General features: G+C 45.6%; 13 protein-coding genes. 6 read left to right on the top strand and 7 right to left on the bottom strand.

The window, feature by feature from the left end:
- The first annotated feature begins 200 nt into the window (after positions 1-200).
- From QUB33_RS04430 to QUB33_RS04415, 4 genes are all read left to right on the top strand, one after another.
- Entirely contained in the window at positions 201-938 is a 738-nt protein-coding gene (locus tag QUB33_RS04430) for a DUF2993 domain-containing protein (RefSeq protein ID WP_333347776.1), read from the top strand.
- Between the two features lie 414 nt (positions 939-1,352).
- Positions 1,353-2,407, top strand: a protein-coding gene (locus tag QUB33_RS04425; protein ID WP_333347773.1) for an IS630 family transposase whose coding sequence is annotated in 2 segments (ribosomal slippage) — positions 1,353-1,745 and positions 1,748-2,407 — 1,053 coding nt in all. Because the reading frame shifts where the segments join, the coding sequence is not laid out codon by codon here.
- A 202-nt stretch (positions 2,408-2,609) separates the two neighbouring features.
- Positions 2,610-3,182: a DUF6658 family protein gene (locus QUB33_RS04420; protein ID WP_333347769.1), complete on the top strand. Its 573-nt coding sequence runs from the start codon at positions 2,610-2,612 to the stop codon at positions 3,180-3,182.
- Positions 3,183-4,102: 920 nt separating this feature from the next.
- Positions 4,103-6,250 carry a SpoIIE family protein phosphatase gene (locus tag QUB33_RS04415; protein WP_333347766.1) on the top strand — a complete coding sequence of 716 codons (2,148 nt, stop codon included), beginning with the start codon at positions 4,103-4,105 and terminating at the stop codon, positions 6,248-6,250.
- A 405-nt stretch (positions 6,251-6,655) separates the two neighbouring features.
- On the opposite strand, the gene psb35 is transcribed toward QUB33_RS04415, so the two are convergent.
- Complete coding sequence (gene psb35, locus QUB33_RS04410; RefSeq protein ID WP_333347902.1) at positions 6,656-6,868, bottom strand: photosystem II assembly protein Psb35; 213 nt, start codon at positions 6,866-6,868, stop codon at positions 6,656-6,658.
- 211 nt (positions 6,869-7,079) lie between these two features.
- Here psb35 and QUB33_RS04405 point away from each other — a divergent pair, with 211 nt between their 5' ends.
- On the top strand, positions 7,080-10,085 hold the full coding sequence (locus tag QUB33_RS04405) for a glycerol-3-phosphate acyltransferase (protein ID WP_333347763.1): 3,006 nt from the start codon (positions 7,080-7,082) through the stop codon (positions 10,083-10,085).
- A 113-nt stretch (positions 10,086-10,198) separates the two neighbouring features.
- On the opposite strand, the gene QUB33_RS04400 is transcribed toward QUB33_RS04405, so the two are convergent.
- The 5 genes from QUB33_RS04400 to QUB33_RS04380 all read right to left on the bottom strand — a co-directional run bounded on the left by QUB33_RS04400 (position 10,199) and on the right by QUB33_RS04380 (position 17,382).
- Positions 10,199-11,929, bottom strand: coding sequence for a chemotaxis protein CheB (locus QUB33_RS04400; RefSeq protein ID WP_333347759.1), 1,731 nt, complete (start codon positions 11,927-11,929; stop codon positions 10,199-10,201).
- 329 nt (positions 11,930-12,258) lie between these two features.
- A complete protein-coding gene (locus QUB33_RS04395) occupies positions 12,259-13,479 on the bottom strand; it encodes an ABC transporter permease (RefSeq protein ID WP_333347899.1) in 1,221 nt (406 codons plus the stop codon).
- A gap of 108 nt (positions 13,480-13,587) precedes the next feature.
- The gene (locus QUB33_RS04390; protein ID WP_333347756.1) at positions 13,588-14,805 is read right to left on the bottom strand and encodes an ABC transporter permease; all 1,218 of its coding nucleotides are present in this window, start codon (positions 14,803-14,805) and stop codon (positions 13,588-13,590) included.
- Between the two features lie 297 nt (positions 14,806-15,102).
- Positions 15,103-16,971, bottom strand: coding sequence for an efflux RND transporter periplasmic adaptor subunit (locus QUB33_RS04385; protein WP_333347753.1), 1,869 nt, complete (start codon positions 16,969-16,971; stop codon positions 15,103-15,105).
- 234 nt (positions 16,972-17,205) lie between these two features.
- Positions 17,206-17,382, bottom strand: a complete 177-nt coding sequence (locus QUB33_RS04380; protein WP_333347751.1) for a hypothetical protein — start codon at positions 17,380-17,382, stop codon at positions 17,206-17,208.
- Between the two features lie 109 nt (positions 17,383-17,491).
- Between QUB33_RS04380 and QUB33_RS04375 the strand changes: the two genes are divergently transcribed.
- Positions 17,492-17,902 carry a hypothetical protein gene (locus QUB33_RS04375; protein ID WP_333347747.1) on the top strand — a complete coding sequence of 137 codons (411 nt, stop codon included), beginning with the start codon at positions 17,492-17,494 and terminating at the stop codon, positions 17,900-17,902.
- Positions 17,903-17,913: 11 nt separating this feature from the next.
- On the opposite strand, the gene QUB33_RS04370 is transcribed toward QUB33_RS04375, so the two are convergent.
- Positions 17,914-18,924, bottom strand: a complete 1,011-nt coding sequence (locus QUB33_RS04370; protein ID WP_333347744.1) for an ABC transporter permease — start codon at positions 18,922-18,924, stop codon at positions 17,914-17,916.
- Positions 18,925-18,927: the final 3 nt, after the last annotated feature.

The following is an 18,927-nucleotide window of genomic DNA, read 5'->3' as shown; positions in this document are numbered from 1 at the left end:
AGTTTTTGATTTTTCACCGCTTCGCCACCGAGTCCATGTAGAGTGCACCGAAGAGCAGCTCACTAATTTTAGTAATTTTGTGGAAACCCTCTGTCTTTGGCTGAGTTTTTTTCAGACGCGAAACCTGCCGAGAGGAAGACGCTAACTCAATTAAGTATTAACTACTATTTTTAAAACAATAATTATTAGGAATTCTGAGCGTGCTTCAACAAAATAGAAGTTTAGGGGAACAGGCGATCGACAAAGTGGCCGAGATTGCTATTTCGAGCAAATTAGACGAATCCGAAACTTTGTCTGTGACAGTTAACACCGATCCGATCCAGCTAGCCCAGGGTTCAGTAGAGGCCGTTGCGGTTGAGGGCACAGGGTTGGTAATGCAACAAGATTTGCGCGTGGAAGATTTGCAAATTCACATAAAGGATATTGCTGTCAATCCCCTGACCGCTATGTTTGGCAAAATTGAACTGAACGGCCCTGCCTTCGGTTCGGCACGCGCAGTTTTAACAGAAAGCGATATCAACCGCGCTTTTAATTCCGAATACATCAGCAGGAAACTGAAAAACTTAAAAGTTACTGTTGACGGACAACAGCAGACAATAGACGTTAAAACTATTGAGTGCCAATTGCTAGCCGGAAAAATAGCTTTAAATGCTGAGGTATTGGTGCGGGAAACTGCCTCCACGGAAAAAATTTATTTTACATCCAAACCTCAGATCGCAGAGGGCGGTTGGGCAATTTCTCTTCAGGATGTCGAGTATCCCGAAAACAAGGAATTTTCGCCGGAGTTAACAGCAGCTTTGGCCGACAAAGCTGGTGAAGTTTTAAACTTGCGAAATTTTGAACTGGAGGGAATGTCCCTGCGAATTCAGCAGCTAAATGTGGAAGCTGGGGTGCTGACTTTGCAAGCTGAAGCGAAAGTCGAAAAGTTCCCAGAGTAGCAGTAGGGTTCTGAGGTTATTAGCTGGTAGGGTGCGTCAGTGGATTTGAGATTTTAGATGTTAGGTTTACTCCACAGATGAATCTAGGTGCTTGAACAAGAGTCTAAGATTTTTATAACTCCACGACAGGAGTAGTGCGCAAGTATCCGTTTTTAGGCGTGGTCAAAAACAAAAAAGCTTTTGTGAGCAATTATTGGAACGCACGCAGCCGAAGACTACGCTTTGAAACTACCTCCCCCCTTTTCTTCTCCGTCTGGTACGCGAGTTTCTCAACCGAACTTTATCTAGAAACCCGATTTTTTTACCGGGTTTCTAGATATCGGCGTGTTAGTCATAAGTAAGGCGACGCGAAAAAACCTAACTATGTTAAAATAAGTAAATACAGAGAATACATCTACTGAGGTAACTCAATATATGGGCGCTAGATTAAGGGTATTTCTCACTCAAAAGCAAGACAAAATCCTATTCGAGCTGAGAACGGCGGATGTACCACAAAAAGTCAAAGATCGAGCAGAAGTAATTAGATTAAATGCACATGGCTGGTACGTTGAAAAAATAGCGGCTCACTTTAATTGGACTCCACAAACAGTGAGAGAGGTTTTACATAAATGGCAAAAACTAGGCCTGGAAGGGCTTTGGGAATTACCAGGTAGAGGGGGAAAACCGAAATGGAAAGAAGAAGACATAGAGTTCTTAGAAGAATGCCTCAAAAACGAACCACGTACATACAATAGTGTTCAACTAGCTCAGAAATTAGAAAAAGAGCGTTCTATTAAACTAAGTCCGGATCGATTAAGACGAATACTAAAAAAAAAGGGTTTATTTGGAAACGAGCGAGGAAGAGCCACAAAGGAAAACAAGAAAGTGCAGTACGCCAAATCAAACAAGCAGACCTAGATATGGTGGAATGGGCTGCTGCTGCGGGAGAAATTGACTTAAAATATTTAGATGAATCAGGATTTTGTGCGTGGAGCGAACCTAGTTACACTTATTACAAACGAGGACAGCAAAAACGGCTAGAACAAACGAAGAGGCGTGGTCGGAGATTAAGTATTGTAGGACTTTTTCAACATGGATTAAGCTTTGTTTACGGTTTGGTAATTGGGGGTGTCGATCGAAAAGCTTATATCAGAATGATGGAATCCGAAGCACAGGAAGCCAGTCAGAGTAAACGAATGAGAGTAATAGTACAGGATAATGGCCCAATACATCGATGTCATGAAGTTCAACAATTATGGTCGAAGTGGGAAAGCCAGGGTCTATATATCTTATTTTTACCCAAATATTGTTCAGAAATGAATCCGATAGAATTGGAGTGGCAACATATCAAAAAAGACGAGCTAGCAGGACAAATGTTTGAGGATGAATTAGAGCTGGCTTATGCCGTAATTAATGGGGTAGAAGCTAGAGGAAAAAAAGGAAACTACCCTACAAAACGCATTAAATTTAGCTCCGAGCGCTCCACTTAATCTTTTGTTACATAGTTATAAACTTTCGCATCGACTTACTTACCAAAAATAATCTCTCGAAGGCAATCGCACTTTTTAAATCCCTCTAAGGTTATAAAAAAATTGATAGCAAGATGCGGCAAAATATCACCGCCGTTAGAGGCAGGTATGAGCAGTTTATTTTTACTCTTGACAAGTAGTAGTAAAGAATTGGAAAAATTTTGTGAACACAGTAACTGCTTTTTTTAAAAGACTGCGTATCGGTCAATTTTTGACTGTATTGATGGCAGGTGTGCTGCTGTTTACCAGCACCGCTTGCAATTCGGGCGATGTTCGAGGTGCTCGGCCTGAGAATCCTCCCGTTCAAATGGGAGGAATGAATAACCCCCACAAGGGCGGTGGAGATGGATACACGAATTATCAAATGTCTACCGACCCTAAAGTCAATCAATCGCCTGCTAAAGCAGAAAAGAATAGGGCTGATTTGTCGATCGTGGGCGATCGTCTCCTGGCCGCGACTACCGGGGAATCTAATTCCTCAAAGCTGCTTTATCCGGGTTCTGCACCGATGGAAACTGACAAGTTCGACCTCGAACTCGGCGGAGATAAAACTCTGTTAGACTCGCCAGACGGACAGCCGGCTAAGGCTCAAACCGTATTCGACCGCAGCGATCCCGATGCCAAAATTTTAGAGAGAGTAGGCGCCGCCTTTAAGGATGCTTCTGGTTTCCTCAAAGATAGCGCTGAAGATGCCAAGGAAAGCTCGGTTACGAAACTCAATCCGCTGCAAAAATAAGCAAGCAGAACCAAAAATGGTGTAGGGGCTGTCTGAAATTAGCCCCTACATAAATAATATAATTTATTTAAACTAGATAAACGCTTGTAGAGCTGCTATCTGCTCTACAGGATTTACGCTTCTTTGATATGATGAACAGCAATATATTTTACATTTTCTGGGATTTCGGCACCGAATTCCCACAGTATTTATGGTAAATTTTAATCAGGTTGAATAAATTTAAAACATATTGAGCAATATGAACTATTTTACCATAAATTAAACTGACTGGGTTGTTAATTTCGTGAGCGAGTCCAGCGACTAACCGTGCTAAACTCGACATTTGTTCCGAGTGAATTAGCTGAAGATGCCAACGAAAGTTTCGTTACCAAACTTAAATTTTATGATTATTTTACAGAGCCAGGAAAGACCCTAAACACTTTTAGGCGTAAAGAAGCATTGTAATGAGGAATAAAATACCAGATAGCTCCCACATGATTGGAAAGCTTTTTATAAAATGACCCAGTTTTTCTTACAATAGCGAGATATCATTGGCATCAGGGTGTTATTGAATCTTTCTATATCAGAAGTTTTGCCCGGTCTCTCCCGACAGATTGGTGTCGCTTGCGAGGGAAAAATTTTTCAGATGTAGCCTAAAAAGTTGTATAGTGCAAGGCAAATTGTGCGTAAAATAATGCTGAGAGCGAATCTCACAAATCTGCTGGGTGCAAGAAAACAGGGACATCTACAGCTTCATATGAAAGCGAGTTTAGGGTTTGTTAGGGCTTAAAACGCAGTTTTTGTCCCGCTCAGCCAGTGATGATATTACACTGCGACTTGTGAAGCAATAAGTAGAAACTCCTAATAACGCCACAACAACTGGAAGCGATACTGAAAGGGTGAATTATTCTTAGTTAACCGCTATCCCCGCCAAATCTTTTATGAATAACAGCTCCCTTAAATTCCGCCTCCACACTGCCCTCATAGTACCCTTTATCCTGCAAATTGTTGCAGCAGTTGGATTAGTCGGCTATCTTTCATTGTGCAACGGACAACAAGCCGTAACTGATCTTGCCAACCAGTTGATGACTGAGGTGAGCAACCGAACCGATCAGCAACTAAAGGACTATCTTTCCATACCTCATCAAATTAATCAGATCAATATTGATGCAATCGAGACAGGATTACTCAATATAGAAAACTTTGACCGGGTGGGACGTTATTTTTGGAAGCAGGTGCAAGCCTTTAATAATGTTGGATATATCTCATATGGGTTAGTAGATGGACGCTTTATTGGGGCTGGCAAATACATTCCAGGGGAAGGAGTCATCATTGAGGAAGTCTCTGCAAGAACAAACGGAGATTTAGCTACCTATGCCGTGAACAAGCAGGGCGATCGGGGTAAAGTGCTACGACGGATTAATGCCAAGAAGGTGGCACCCGACCAGGTGGCACCCGCATGGTTTATTCAGGCGGCTAAAGCAGGTAAACCAACCTGGACTTCGGTGTACTCTCTTGACCCAATCAACTTCCTTGCTGTAGAGGCAGTGCGTCCCTTTTATGCAAAAAACGGCAAATTACGTGGGGTGATTGGGGTTGATTTACAACTATCAAATATTACGAACTTTTTGCGCGGGTTAAACGTTAGCTCATCAGGGCGAGTCTTTGTCATGGAACGAGATGGCCAGTTAATCGCCAATTCTAGTTCTCAACCCTCTTTTGCCAAAGTAAATGGTAAGACACAACGGTTTAGTGCCTTAGAGATTAATGATCCGTTAATTCAAAGGACTGCTCAAACTATAAAAAATCGGTTTAGTAATTTTCAGCGAATTAGAGAAAGGCAAACGTTGAGCTTTCAAATTCAAGGACAACTTCACTTTGTCCTTGTTCATCCTTGGCAAGACCAGTTTGGGTTGAACTGGCTAATCGTGACTGTAGTTCCAGAATCCGACTTCATGGGTCAAATCAATGCTAATACTCGTAGCACAATAGGGTTGTGTCTGGTAGCGTTGATGATGGCGCTCCTGATCGGTATTCTCACCGCTCGTTGGATTACCCGCCCCATTGAGCGGATTACCCAAGCCTCAGAAGACATGGCAGATGGCAATTTGGAGCAACACGTTAAACACAGTCGCCTCGTTGAACTTGATAAGTTGGGAAACTCCTTCAACAGCATGGCAGGGCAACTGAAGGAATTGTTTGAAACACTCGAGGATAAAGTCAAAGAACGCACGGCAGAACTAGCAAGTGCCAACGACGAAATCATTGCCCTCAACGAGAGACTCAAGGAAGACAATCTCCGCATGGGTACGGAATTGGATATCGTGCGTCAAATGCAGCAAATGATTCTGCCAAATGCTGAGGAACTGAAAATTGAAGGACTCGATATTGCCGCATACATGGAGGCTGCCGATGAAGTCGGCGGCGACTACTATGATGTTTTAAACACCGATGGCGTTGTCACTCTTGGCATCGGTGATGTCACTGGACATGGACTTGAAAGCGGTATCTTGATGCTGATGGCGCAAACCGCCGTTCGCACCCTCAAGGAAATCCGCGAAACTGATCCGGTTCGGTTCTTAGATGCGCTCAATCGCACCCTTTACAAAAACGTGCAGCGCATGAAATCTGAGAAAAGCCTCACCCTAGCGATTTTAAATTACTCCCAAGGACGGGTGAGCATTAGCGGTCAGCATGAAGAAACAATCATTGTGCGAAACGGTGGACAGGTTGAACGTATCGACACGATGGATTTAGGCTTTCCCATCGCTCTTGAGGATGACATTGCTGAGTTCATCAGTCAGATTTCAATTGAGCTAGAGCTAGGAGAGGGTATAGTCCTATATACCGATGGTATTCCCGAAGCTTATGACATTAAGAAAAAACAATATGGCGTTGAGCCGATGTGCGAAGTTATTAGCAAAAACTGGCATTTATCGGCACAAGAAATCAAGCAAGCGGTGATTGACGATGTGCGGCGACATATCGGCAATCAAAAAGTATTTGATGACATCACTTTGTTGGTTTTGAAGCGGACGGAATTAGGCGTAGAAACAGAGTCACAGCCTCAAGCAGCCGCATTGGTTTAGAGCGATCGCCCATACGTCGAAAAAACAAACTTATGACATTAAACGGGAAAATAATCTTTGGGGCGATCGCCTTAGCAGCCAAATTTACGAATAGGTGGTGAGATGTCTCAAAGGCCACTTCCCAAAAGAGTCTGAATCTCCTGATAACTCTAAAGCTATAGTCAAGGTAGAAATTTCTATGATTAAATCTATCTAATGAGCTCTTCCATCAAGGTCAATAAAGGGATCGATCGCGGGATGAGCGATCGCTTTATTGACATTAGTGCTTTCTGTCTATTAAAACTGTTCACTCAAAGCTTTTATATATAGCAGCGTAAGGCGCGCCGAGGCGCACCCTACCGGATAGATATGCAAGGGTAATTTCTACTCCTCTCAAAGCTTTTTTTGATCTCAAACAGCTTTGTTCTATTTTTTATTTGAATCAGAAACCTCAGCAATCAAATCATCTTTATCAACTTTGGGTACAAAATCAGGGCGTTCTTTGGCTTCCCAACCGGGGGGACGCTTGGAGTTATACCAGGCGACAGAGCCGATCGTAGTTGCGGCAATAAAGCCAACAACAAGAACTGCTATTGGAATGTTCAAGCTGACACTCGATTCCGGCACTGGCTGCTGCATCAGCAGCTCAATCATTACTCGCCGGATGGGTGCAACAACAACTGCTATGGGAGTGGTCAAGCTGATACCTATCATTAGGCTAAATCCTTATCTACTCTACTTTTACATTATCTTAAGTGCTAAGGACGTTTGGTTGATATATCGGAAGACAGAAAAATTGACAGAATTGCCCTCATAATGTTTAGAGCTTGAAAATAGGAGAGCTGATTTTATGCCGTTGCCGACAATAGCATTGCTGTTGACTGCTAGTTTCAGCCTGGGTGCTTTACCGCTAACGGGATGGGCGGTGCGAGTGTTTGGCCGCCGAGATTTGAGGGCGCTGGGCACGGGGAATGTGGGGGTGTCTGCAGCTTTCATTCACGGGGGGAAATTAGCGGGAATTGCTGCGGTGTTGGCGGAAATTGCCCGGGGTGTTGTGCCGGTGTTGGCGGGGCGATTTTGCTTCCCGGATGCACCTGCGATCGCGATCGCCCTGTTAATTCCTCTAGTTGCGGGCAGATATGCGATCGCCCGAGGTGGAGGCGTGACGAACGCGGTGTGGGGTCTTTTGGTATTTTCGCCGCCAGTGGCTGTATCATCCGGCATTTGGGGGCTGCTGGCGTGGGGTTTGGCACAGCGGTGGTGGGGTGAGGGCGATCGGGCGAGACTCTTTGCTTCCCGTTGCGGGTGTCTGTGTACGCCAATTTGGGTTTGGGTGTGGCGACAATCAATGCCTGAATTTTTAGCAGCAACAGGGTTAGCTTTGTTGTTAGCAGCAATTAATTTCAGTCAGGGTGATGATATGGCTTTATCTAAATCAGAACAATTGTTTTCTATTGATGACTCGTTAGATGCTGCAATCTGCGGCGATAAAGCTGCTAAATTGTCTCAACTGAAACGCGCAGGTTTTAACGTACCTGCTGGTTTTATATTGGCATCGAAGGAAGAAGGAAGAGGGAAGAAGGAAGAAGGAAGAGGGAAGAAGGAAGAAGGAAGAGGGGATGAGGAAAATGCCGAGCGACTGTTAATCAGTAATTCTGTAATCCAAAATCTAAAATCCAAAATCCAAAATCGAATGATTGTGCGTTCTTCGGCTGCGGGAGAAGATGGCGATACCAGTTCCGCCGCCGGACAATATCAAACTATTGGCCCTGTTTTCACTGAAGCAGAATTGATCGATGCAATTAATTGCTGCAGGCAGTCTTATTGGACTTCCGAAGCTGTGGCTTACCGCCGCCAGCGACAACTCCCCGCTACCCAAATGGCTGTATTAATTCAGCCTTATATTGACAGCGAATTTGCGGGAGTCATGTTCAGCCGCAATCCTTTAGATGGCGGTTCCCAGATTATTATTGAAGCTTTACCGGGAGGAGCCGAAGCTGTTGTCGGCGGACAAATTACTCCGGTTCATTTGGAAATAGATTTTAGTACACCAGAATCATTAGAAGAAAGTTTAAGTGAATTTGAAAATAATTCAATTATTGATAAATCGCTTATAGCAAAATTGGTGAATCAAGCGCAAGCCATCGAAGCATTTTTTCACGGAATTCCGCAGGATATTGAATGGAGTTGGGACGGGGAAAAAGTTTGGATTTTGCAAAGCCGCCCAATTACTAATTTGCAGCCTTTTTGGACGCGCACTATTGCAGCAGAAGTGATTCCCGGTGCAATTCGCCCCCTAACTTGGTCGATTAATCGACCGCTTACTTGCGGGGTTTGGGGAGAGATTTTTCAGTTGGTTTTGGGCGATCGCGCGATCGGCTTAAACTTTAATGAAACGGCAACTTTGCTGGGTTCTCACGCCTATTTTAATGCGACTTTGTTGGGCGAAATTTTTCGGATGATGGGATTGCCGGAGCAGGGCTTGGAATTTTTGCTGAGAGGGCAAAAAATGGGCAAGCCGCCTTTAGGGAAAATTTTGCCTTCTTTGCCCGGTTTGTGGCGTTTGGTGCAGGGGGAGAGGGCGCTGAATGCAAAATTTAAAGGCGATCGCACTTCTGTTTTCCTCCCCGCACTGCAAAGTCTGGAGAAGGAAGAAGGAAGAGGAAAGAAGGAAGAAGGAAGAGGTTCGAGCGAAGAAAAAATATTAATGCCTAATGTCCAATGCCCAATGCCCGATTATCAATATTTGTCGGAATTGTTGGAGAGAGCCGAGCAAATTCAGGAGTGGCTGAAACCGATTACTTACTACAATATATTAGGGCCGATCGGGCTGGCTATTCGCAAGGCAATTTTTCGCGTTTCTGATGAATGGCTGGACAATGACAGCGCTCCTGAAATTGCTTCTGTGCGAGCTTTACAGCAGTTGGCTCAAAAATTGCGGCAAGCTGCAGTTTCGCAGTCTGACGAAACTCTTTCAGTCGCACATTTAGCACAGACATTTTCTGAAACTCCGGCTTTACAAGCCGAGTTTGAAAAGTGGCTTGATATTTACGGATATTTGAGCGAAGTGGGAACGGATATCGCTGTTTCTACTTGGCGAGAACAACCGGAAGTTTACCAAAAACTGCTAATAAGTATGGCTCAAAAAGCGGAAATTAATTTAGTCAAAAAGCGGAAATTAGGCTTAACTTTTGGGCAGAAGTGGCGACTAGATAAATGTCAGGAAAGAGCGATCGTCAAAAACGAAATTAGCGAAATTTATGCGCGGTTGTTGGCTCATCTACGCTGGACTTTTTTGGAGATTGAAGCTTGCGGATTGGCAATGCAGGTGTTTGAGGAAAGCGGGGATATTTTTTATCTGGAATTTGGGGAAATTCAGCAGTGGATTCGCAGCGGGGCGAGTGTTTCGTTTAAGGATACAATTAGGGAAAGGCGCGATCGCCTCTTAGCCGATCGCGATCGTCCGATTCCCCCTGTCGTCTACGGCAATTTGCTGCCAAATTCTCAGAAAAGGTCGATCGAACTTGCCACATCCGCAAGTAATATCATGCAGGGAATTCCCGCAAGTATTGGTCGTGTCGAAGGCTTTGTCAAGATTTGCCGCACCGCGAGCACAGATTTAGGAGAAAATGCGATCGCAGTAGTTCCTTACACCGATGCAGGTTGGGCACCGCTGCTATTAGGAGCAACAGCAATTATCGCCGAAGTTGGCGGCCAACTATCTCACGGAGCAATAATCGCTCGCGAGTACAAAATTCCCGCAGTCATGAATATTTCTGAAGCTACAACTCGCTTGCGAGACGGTCAAAAAGTCCGAGTAGACGGGTATCTCGGCACTGTAGAACTACTGGAATAAACCGAAAGAAAAATGTAAAAACTCCTGCATCCTGTAGGGGCGGGTTTTACCAACAATAATTGCCTAAAACCCACAATCTCGTAAACCCGCCCCCACCCCACAAAAAAGCTTTCCTAAGCCTTTAAGAAATTCTGCACAACATGGTTCCCCACTTTTCTACCTGTAGTCAAACCATCCACGTTAGCACTCATGAAATGAATGCCTCCGTAAATGCGACTCATGCCCGATTCATCGGCCGCTTGGGTGAAGTTTTCATAGGTTCGCAAAGTGTTGACACTCCTGTCTCCCCGATCTCCAAAGCCGTAATCCGAACCAAATACAGAACTCATAACAGGATCAGCAGCACCGCTAAAGGTGCTGTGGCCCGACGTGTACTCAGGGAACGGCGGAGTAGTTAGCAGCGGAGTCCACAGGGGGTCGGCTGTCGTTTCGGGATTGTTGTCTGCGTCAGCTTGGCGGATAGCTGTCACCGGCCGCCATAAATTGTACTGGTACTTGGCATCCCAGCAGCTAATAGCTGCATCGGCAAGAGCAATATTCAGCAGGGCGAACAAGCGGGCGCTATCTTCTAAGGATTGACCGCTGAGAGTCGCTGTTTCTTCGGCGATTTGGTTCCAGTGGCCCGGAGGCGTAAACGTCCCAGCGCCGTTGGCCCAGAATTTGGCGATGACTGTTTGGTCTGGGGTGCGCGTGAGGCTGTCACTTTTGCCCATTTCTTTGACGTAGTTAAGTTCGTCTGCGTACTTGGCGCTGTCAAGGGCGGGCGGGCCCGACGGGCGGAACTGAGAACCGCTAGTCATGGCAAAGGGAGTAACTTGGGGCCACCCCGGCGCCAGCGCGGCGGCAAGGGCGGGGGGAGTCGGCACCCAACTGCCAAGGTCGGTTGAGGGGGTGTACTGCACTACTTTCGTGATGCCGTCTGTACTCCGCGAACTGATAATTTGGTCGGCAACTTGCTGTCCGAGGGCAATCCCGTCTTGTTTGGCTTTGCCGTCGGTAATTTTGGCTAGAGACGATGCGTATGCTTCGTCAAATGTGGCTGCTTGCGCTGGGTAGAGGTTGACTAATACGCGGTGGGCGGCCGCGGCGGTGGCTGCTTCTGCTGATGTACCTGCGGGTGGGTCTATTTCCACGAGGTAAGGGGTGTATTTTTTGCTGATAGAGTTAACAGCATCGTAAATGGCTGCGTGAACCATTGCCATGTTGCGGGAAGCGAGGGGAGGTGCGGTACTGGCTGTCCGCACTGCATTCAGTATGATTCCGTTCCACTCAATGACTGAGTTTGCCGATAGCTGATTTGTGAATTGGTCGCGGTTGATTGTGTTGCTGTTGACTCCTTGCAAGACTGCTAAATACTCGCCCGTGAGTTTGTCTTGAATTACGGTGCTGTTGCTGTTGGCACCGGTGCCTTGCTGGATGTTTAAATCTTCAAAGGTGAGGCCGTTTAGCAATCGAATTTGGTCATTGCCGTTGCCGAAGTCGGCGATGTAGTCCGCTGTGGCTACAGTTGGGCCGCCGTTGCCTTTAGCAATGGCAAATATATCATCGCCTGTGCCGCCGCTCATGGTATCGCTGCCTGCGCCCGCGTAGATGATATCGTTGCCGGAATCGCCACCAATTAGGTCGCTGCCCTTGCCTCCCCAAAGGATGTCATTGTCCGCACCGCCCAGAATCGTATCGTTGCCGGGGTCGCCGCAGATTTTGTCTTTGCCGACATCGCCTTCGAGATAGTCGTCTCCGCTGTTGGCATAAATGATGTCGTTGCCATCCAAGGCGTTAAATCTGTCGGGTTCGGTGGTTCCTTGGAGATAGTCAAACTTAGGAGTTGGGGGGAGGGATGCCATGTTTATTTATTGGATATTTAGATTAAATCGCAAAGGTTTTGTAAACTCTGTAGATGCTTAAGTGTGTTTACCCCTAGTTTAATATTATTAAACTTTCTGGCGGAGATGTAAACACCACAACCGCGCTTTATTGAGTCTTTAATATTTAATCGGCTTTTTATGAATTTTTCTGCTCTAAATGTGCGTAAAAATACAGTCATTAAAACTGCTTCAAATACTACAAGATTGTTAAATTTTTACAAAAAAACAGTTTATTTTAATATTTAGAGCCAGATAAGTTTTACCAGCATCAAAGGCGCGGATTGTGTAACTGAGTAAGTATATATTGATTAAGCACTTCTCAAAGCTGCGATCGGGTCTAGTTTGGCGGCTTGGCGGGCGGGGACAACGCCGAAAAAGAGGCCAACTGCACCGGATACACTGACAGCAAGGGCGATCGCCACGGGCGAAATACCAGCTTGCAAGGGCGTGAAATTACCTACAAGCAAGATACCGCCGACACCTACGCAAGTACCGACTATGCCTCCGGCCGCAGATAAAATTACAGCTTCGACAATAAATTGAAACAAGATATCTTGTTGGGATGCGCCGATCGCCTTTCTGAGTCCAATTTCCTGAGTGCGTTCGCTGACTGAAACCAGCATAATGTTCATAATCCCAATGCCACCGACTAATAGGGAAATGCTGGCAACAGCAGTTAGCATCAGAGTCAAAGCGCCGGAAATTGCCCCCATTCTTGCCATTAAATCTTTCTGATTTCTGACAGTAAAATCATCTTCGGTAGTAATTTTGTGCCGCAATCTCAGCAGGTTTTCTACCTGAAATTGCGCCGCGTCCATTTGTGATTCATCTTTAATCGAAATAAATATCGACGTGACAGCTAAACCGTAGGGAGATTTGCGCCCGACTATGCGATTAGCCATTGTGGCGATCGGCACAGCGGCGGAATTGTCAAAATTCGTACCAAAAGATGTGCCTTTGGGCGCCAATACTCCAATTACTTTGACGCTGACATTTTGGATACGCACCTGTTGGCCCAAGGGATTTGTATTGCCAAAAAGTTTCTCCGCTAATTCTGAACCGAGAACCACAACTTGGTTACTTTGCTTAACATCGAGTTCCGTCAAAAACCGCCCTTTTGCCATTTCAAAGCTTCTAACTTCTAGAAATTCTGGAATCGTGCCGAAAATTAGAGCAGAAACATTTTTGTTACTGTAGCGAACAATCTCTGAACTGTTAAGTTCTGCTGACACGCCTTGAACGGAGGGGACTTGAGTTGCGATCGCCTTTGCGTCTTCTACTATCAGTGTTTGAGGCGCATTTGCGATCGAACTTCGCCTAGCCTTGGGAACTCCCGGCATCACGATTAATACGTTTGTACCGAGGGCTTGAACTTCTCCTGCTACAAATTTTTGAGCTCCTTCTCCAATTCCAATCATGGCAATTACTGAAGCGTTGCCGACAATCATGCCAATCATCGTTAAACTGCTGCGAATTTTGTTGGCTAGTAGCGTTTGACCGGCCATTTTGACACTTTCAATAAAATTCATACTTTGGGAATTGGGAATGGGGAATTGGGCATCGGGCATCGGGGATTGGTAATTGAAACCAACAAATAACAAATGACTAATGACTAATGACTAATGACTAATGACTTCTTAAGCACTTCTCAATGCCACAATCGGGTCTAATTTAGCAGCTTGTTTTGCGGGCACGATGCCGAAGAATAAGCCGATGCTTCCCGAAACACCAACTGCAAGTGCGATCGCCACTGGGGAAACACTAGCTTGCAGGGGAGTAAACGCAGACACTAAAAAAACGCCGCCGATACCGAACCCAGTGCCGATCGCGCCACCTGCTGCTGACAAAATCACAGCCTCGATCATAAACTGAATCAAAATATCCTGCGGAGAAGCTCCGATCGCCTTTCTCAGCCCAATTTCCTTCGTGCGTTCGGTAACAGAAACCAGCATGATATTCATAATCCCGATGCCACCCACAAACAGCGAAATTGCCGCCACGAAAGCCAACATCAACGTCAAAGCACCGGTTATGCTGCCCAAAGTCTTCATTAAATCTTTCTGATTTCGGACAGTAAAATCATCCTCTTTCGTAATATTGTGGCGCAGTCGCAGCAAATTCTCTATCTGAAATTGCGCCGCTCTCATCAAACTCTCGTCTTTAATGGAAACCGAAATAAATGTTACCTTTGTACCGTAGGGAGACGAGCGACCGACAATCCGGTTTACCATTGTTGTCAAGGGCAAATAAACGTTCATATCTTGATTGTCGCCAAAACTAGAACCCTTTCCCTGCATGACTCCTATTACTTGAAAAGTAGAGTTTTTGATACGAATATATTGACCTATCGGCTGTGTATTGCCAAACAACTGTTCTGCTGCTTCCGAGCCTAAAGCAACCACATTTTCTTGTCTTGCTAAATCCAGTTTGTTTAAAAATCGACCTTGAGCAACATCAAAACTTCTTACCGACAGAAATTCGGGAGTAGTTCCGACAATGGAAGACGAAACATTTTTATTGCGGTAAGTAACGAGTTGACTGTCGTTGAGAGTTGGTGCAACTTCTTTGACAGAAGCAACTTGAGATGCGATCGCCTCGGCATCTTCCAACACCAATGTCTGAGGTGGAATCACTGGGCGACTTTGCGCTTCAGGACTTCCGGGAATCACAAATAGCAAATTTGAACCCAGAGAGTTAACTTGTCCCGCAATAAATGTTTGAGCTCCTTCGCCGATGCCGATCATAGAAATTACGGAAGCATTACCGATGATAATTCCTAACATCGTCAAGCTGCTGCGTAATTTGTTTGCCATCAAGGTTGTGACGGCCATTTTGACGCTTTCAACAATATCCATAATTCGATTTTGGATTTTAGATTTTAGATTTTAGATTGGGATTGAATTTTGGTTATTGGTATCAACTTAAGACTGAAATATCTAATAAATCTCGCTTGTGTTCGAGTCTATATCCCCCTAAATCCCCCTTAACAAGGGGGACTTTGACTTATCTTGTCTCCCCCTTCTTAAGAAGGACTTGGACTGCTCTTGTCCCCCCTTTATTAAGGGAGGTTAGGGGATATCTCCGGGTTTAAAAACACCCTAGAGCGATCGAGAGAAATAATGCCCAATGCCCGATGTCCGATGCCCAATTCCCTACTTTTGATTCTTGATAATATCCTCTAATTTTTTACCTTGAGGAAGTTCGGTAAAAACGCGATCGCCCGCTTTTGCACCCTCTAAAATCTGAATCTTGTTGCCAATAGTCGAGCCAACCGTAACAGGCTTAAACTTCGGCTGTTGTTTCTCATCAGGAACTAGCACACCCGTTTGACCTTTATTAGTCACAATTGCCACCGTCGGCACAACTAAAGCATTGCTCAACTTTTGACCGACAAATCTCAAATCTACGTTCATCCCCGATTGCAAGAAATCCTTGCCCGTAGCAATGGCCACGCGCACTTGAAATAGCGTCACATCCCGTTCCTTAACAGCTTCCGGCGCTATTAATTTAACCTTGCCTTTAAACACTTTATCGGGATAAGCATCAGCCACTATTTCAACTTCTTGACCCGGTTTAATTTGACTGATATCAGCCTCCGGGACTTTCGCCAAAACTTCCACATCTCTAGCTAAAGCGACAATCGATGTCGAAGTTGCCGAAGTAGCTTCCGAGGCCGAAGTTGCGGGAGTTACAAAAGCTCCTTGAATGGCGTATCTTTGGGTAATAACTCCAGCAAAAGGAGCGCGAACTTTCGTATCTTCTAACTGCACTTCTTGAAAGCGGACTTGAGCTTGAGCTTCGGCTAATTCAGCTTGAGCTTGAGCTATTTCTTCCGGGCGAGAACCGTTTTCTTGTGCGGCCAATTGGCTTTTTGCTTCAGCAACTGCTGCTTCGGCTTTGGCGATTTCTTCTGGACGGTTGCCGTTTTCTACTTGCGCTAATTTGCTTTTAGCTTCGGCAACTTCTGCCTCACCTTGGGCAATTTCTTCCGATCGCGTGCCGTTTTGCAATTGGTTCAATGCTTGCTGCTCGACTTGCACAGCAGCTTGCAGTTGCTGAATTTGCGACAGCCGATTTTCTTGTAGTTGTTGCAGGCGTCTTTGAGATTCTGTTAATTTAGCTTGGGCTGTACGATTTTCTTTAATTAATTCATCCAGTTTATCTTTAGCAAGAGCACCTTCTTCCACTAACGGTCGGTTGCGTTCCACCCGCTGAGCTGTTAGTTCAGCTTGAGCTTTACTCGAGTCAATTTGCGTTTGTGCTTGGGCAATTTCTTGTTTGACACTGCCGGTTTGAGCATCTGCTAAACGAGCTTGAGCTTGGGCTAAACGAGCTCGCCCTTGGCTGACTTCTTCAACGCGGCTGCCGGCTCGCAGTCGCTGCAAGCCGGCTTGAGTTTGCTGCAAGCGGGCTCTGGCTCCTGCAACTTCTTCTACGCGGCTGCCGGCTTGGACTTGCGCGAGACTGGCCTCGGCTTGCTCTAAGCGCGCTCGGGCGCTGGCGATGTCTTCCGATCGATTCCCGGCTTCGATTTTGGCGAGTTTTGCTCGCACGCTGGCTTCGCGGGCTTTAGCTTGAGCTAGTTGAGCTTCTACATCGCGGCTTTCCATGCGGGCAACAATCTGTCCTGCTTCCACTTTATCGCCCTGTTCGACAAATAATTCTGCGATTCGCCCGGAACCTTTGGGGCTGAGATTCACGCGCTGTACGGGCTGCACGGTGCCGCTGGACGTGATCCGCACCGTGAGGTTTTGCGCTTCCACCGGCACTGTCATCGTGGCGATCGCATCTACTTTCGGTTGCGCTCGACTTTTTGCTATATATATGGTGGTCGGTACAGCTAGCAACCCGGCTGCAACCAACCCAATCGCCCACCGCTGCGGTTTGCGCGCGGGTTTCTTCGGAGACTGCTTTTGGGCCGTTTTTTTATCTGCAATTTTGGTCTCTGCGGCTTTGGTGTCTACAGTCTGAGTATCTTCCACCTTGACCTGAGCAGTTTCCTTTTTGGGGCTAACGATCATACCGACTCACCTAATTTAATCTCAGGATTACCTTTAAAGGTAAAATTTTTTCTGATGCTCGGCATCGTCTTTCAGACTCATCCGATCGGGTGAATTTAAAAAAGTTCCCCAACCAGCACCTGTAAGCAATTATAGCTAATCGTTGCAAATTATTAAATAATGTTAAGTTTTTTCAGCCTAAAGAGGTGGGTTCAAACTGAATCGCTGCCGGCTGCGGGCAAATAAAAATATATTTTAGCAGATAATATTGTTTTTGGGAGCTAGGCGCGCGCTTCTCACCAGCAACCAAGGCGCATTTGACAGTGGGCGATCGACCGTCACGAGGTTATTGTGGACTCGTGACGGTCGATCGCAGCGCGATCGGCCAGTGCGAATCTCGCAGCGACACAGTATGGACACATTTATTCTCATAAACCCGCTTTCACGGGTAGCAGTGCGTAAGTCCTGAATACATATCCGCCCTGTGCCCACAACAGGTTAAAATATTTTTCAAATCCGTTAAAAATGGAAAATCAAAACAATGAATCGTCCTCAAAGCGTTACAGTTCTGGCAATATTGCAGCTAATTAGCTGCATTTTCAGTCTGCTTGAGGGCTTGTTAATCTTACTTTTACCAGGCTTTTTTGGCGGTCTCGGTGCGGCTGTAGGCGGGGCGAACGTTGGCACTGTAATAGGCAGCTTCATTGCAATTTTTGCGGCGCTAAGTTTTATTTTAGGCTTCCTCTCCTTACTCTTAACTTGGGGTTTGTTTCACCTCAAAAATTGGGCTTGGACGGGAACCTTAATTGTCCATATCATCGCCACCCTCGCGCAAATTGTCAAAATGTTTGGCAGCGGCGGTACAGCAGTCAATTTTTTAACTCTGGGTTTTGCCGTGGCTAGCATTTACTACCTGCAGCAGCCGGATGTTAAACAAGCATTTCGTGTCTGATTTCCTTTTCATTAACGGTACTGAATTCTCGGATCGAAAAAAGCATAGGAAATATCAACCGCCAGATTAATCAGTACAAAAGTTACAGCCACAAAAATTACTCCTCCTTGGACAATTGGGTAATCCCGCGTCAGAATACCCGTATAAATCCAAGAACCAATTCCCGGCCACGAGAAAATCGTTTCAGTCAGAATAGCGCCACCTAAAAGAGTGCCGAACTGCAAACCGATAGTTGTGACGATCGGCAAAAACGCATTTTTCAAAGCGTGTTTCAAAATCACCCAATATTCCGGCAATCCCTTCGCCCTCGCAGTGCGGATGTAATCTTGAGAAAGCACTTCCAGCATCGCAGAACGAGTAATGCGAGCTATAATAGCCAGAGGAATAGTTCCTAAAGTCAAAGCTGGAAGGATTATATGGGCGATCGCATCCCGCAAAGCCGCCAAATCCCACCTCAGCAAAGAATCCAAAACATAAATACCCGTAATCGACTTAAAACCAAACCCCAAATCTACACTAATCCGCCCGCTGGGAGGCAGCCATTTCAGATAAACAGCAAACAAATAAATCAACATCAATCCCAACCAATACACCGGCAAAGATACGCCAATTAACGAACCACTCATCGCGAGATTGTCTAGCCAACTATTTTTCCGAACAGCAGCCAAAATCCCCGCCGGAATTCCGATAAAAAGTGCCACCAACATCGCCACCACAGACAGTTCAAAAGTAGCAGGCCAGCGACTTGTAATTTCATCAATTATCGGAATACCGCTAATAATGCTATTTCCCAAATCAAAGCGGAGCAAACTCCATAAAAAAGCCAAATATTGCAAAGGTAAAGGCTGATTCAGACCCAACCTGGCTCTCAAAACTTCTACTTGTTCGGGAGTTCCTCGTTCTCCCAAAAGCACTGTAGCTGGGTCTCCTGGTATCAAATGCAAAAATATAAATACGAGTAGAGTGATTCCGAAAAGGACTGGCAATAGTCCCAGCAAACGTTTAGCAATATATTGAAACATCAG

This window comes from Microcoleus sp. B3-A4, assembly GCF_036705385.1.
Classification (GTDB): domain Bacteria; phylum Cyanobacteriota; class Cyanobacteriia; order Cyanobacteriales; family Microcoleaceae; genus Microcoleus.
The sequence above is the reverse complement of the archived record's forward strand: the minus strand, read 5'-3'. Positions and strand labels throughout refer to the sequence as shown.

Coding starts and splice junctions, on each gene's coding strand:
- QUB33_RS04370 (WP_333347744.1), bottom strand. CDS start 18,924: ATGTTTCAATATATTGCTAAACGTTTGCTGGGACTATTGCCAGTCCTT.
- QUB33_RS04415 (WP_333347766.1), top strand. CDS start 4,103: ATGAATAACAGCTCCCTTAAATTCCGCCTCCACACTGCCCTCATAGTA.
- QUB33_RS04380 (WP_333347751.1), bottom strand. CDS start 17,382: ATGAGAATAAATGTGTCCATACTGTGTCGCTGCGAGATTCGCACTGGC.
- QUB33_RS04405 (WP_333347763.1), top strand. CDS start 7,080: ATGCCGTTGCCGACAATAGCATTGCTGTTGACTGCTAGTTTCAGCCTG.
- QUB33_RS04395 (WP_333347899.1), bottom strand. CDS start 13,479: ATGAATTTTATTGAAAGTGTCAAAATGGCCGGTCAAACGCTACTAGCC.
- QUB33_RS04400 (WP_333347759.1), bottom strand. CDS start 11,929: ATGGCATCCCTCCCCCCAACTCCTAAGTTTGACTATCTCCAAGGAACC.
- QUB33_RS04390 (WP_333347756.1), bottom strand. CDS start 14,805: ATGGATATTGTTGAAAGCGTCAAAATGGCCGTCACAACCTTGATGGCA.
- QUB33_RS04375 (WP_333347747.1), top strand. CDS start 17,492: ATGAATCGTCCTCAAAGCGTTACAGTTCTGGCAATATTGCAGCTAATT.
- psb35 (WP_333347902.1), bottom strand. CDS start 6,868: ATGCAGCAGCCAGTGCCGGAATCGAGTGTCAGCTTGAACATTCCAATA.
- QUB33_RS04385 (WP_333347753.1), bottom strand. CDS start 16,971: ATGATCGTTAGCCCCAAAAAGGAAACTGCTCAGGTCAAGGTGGAAGAT.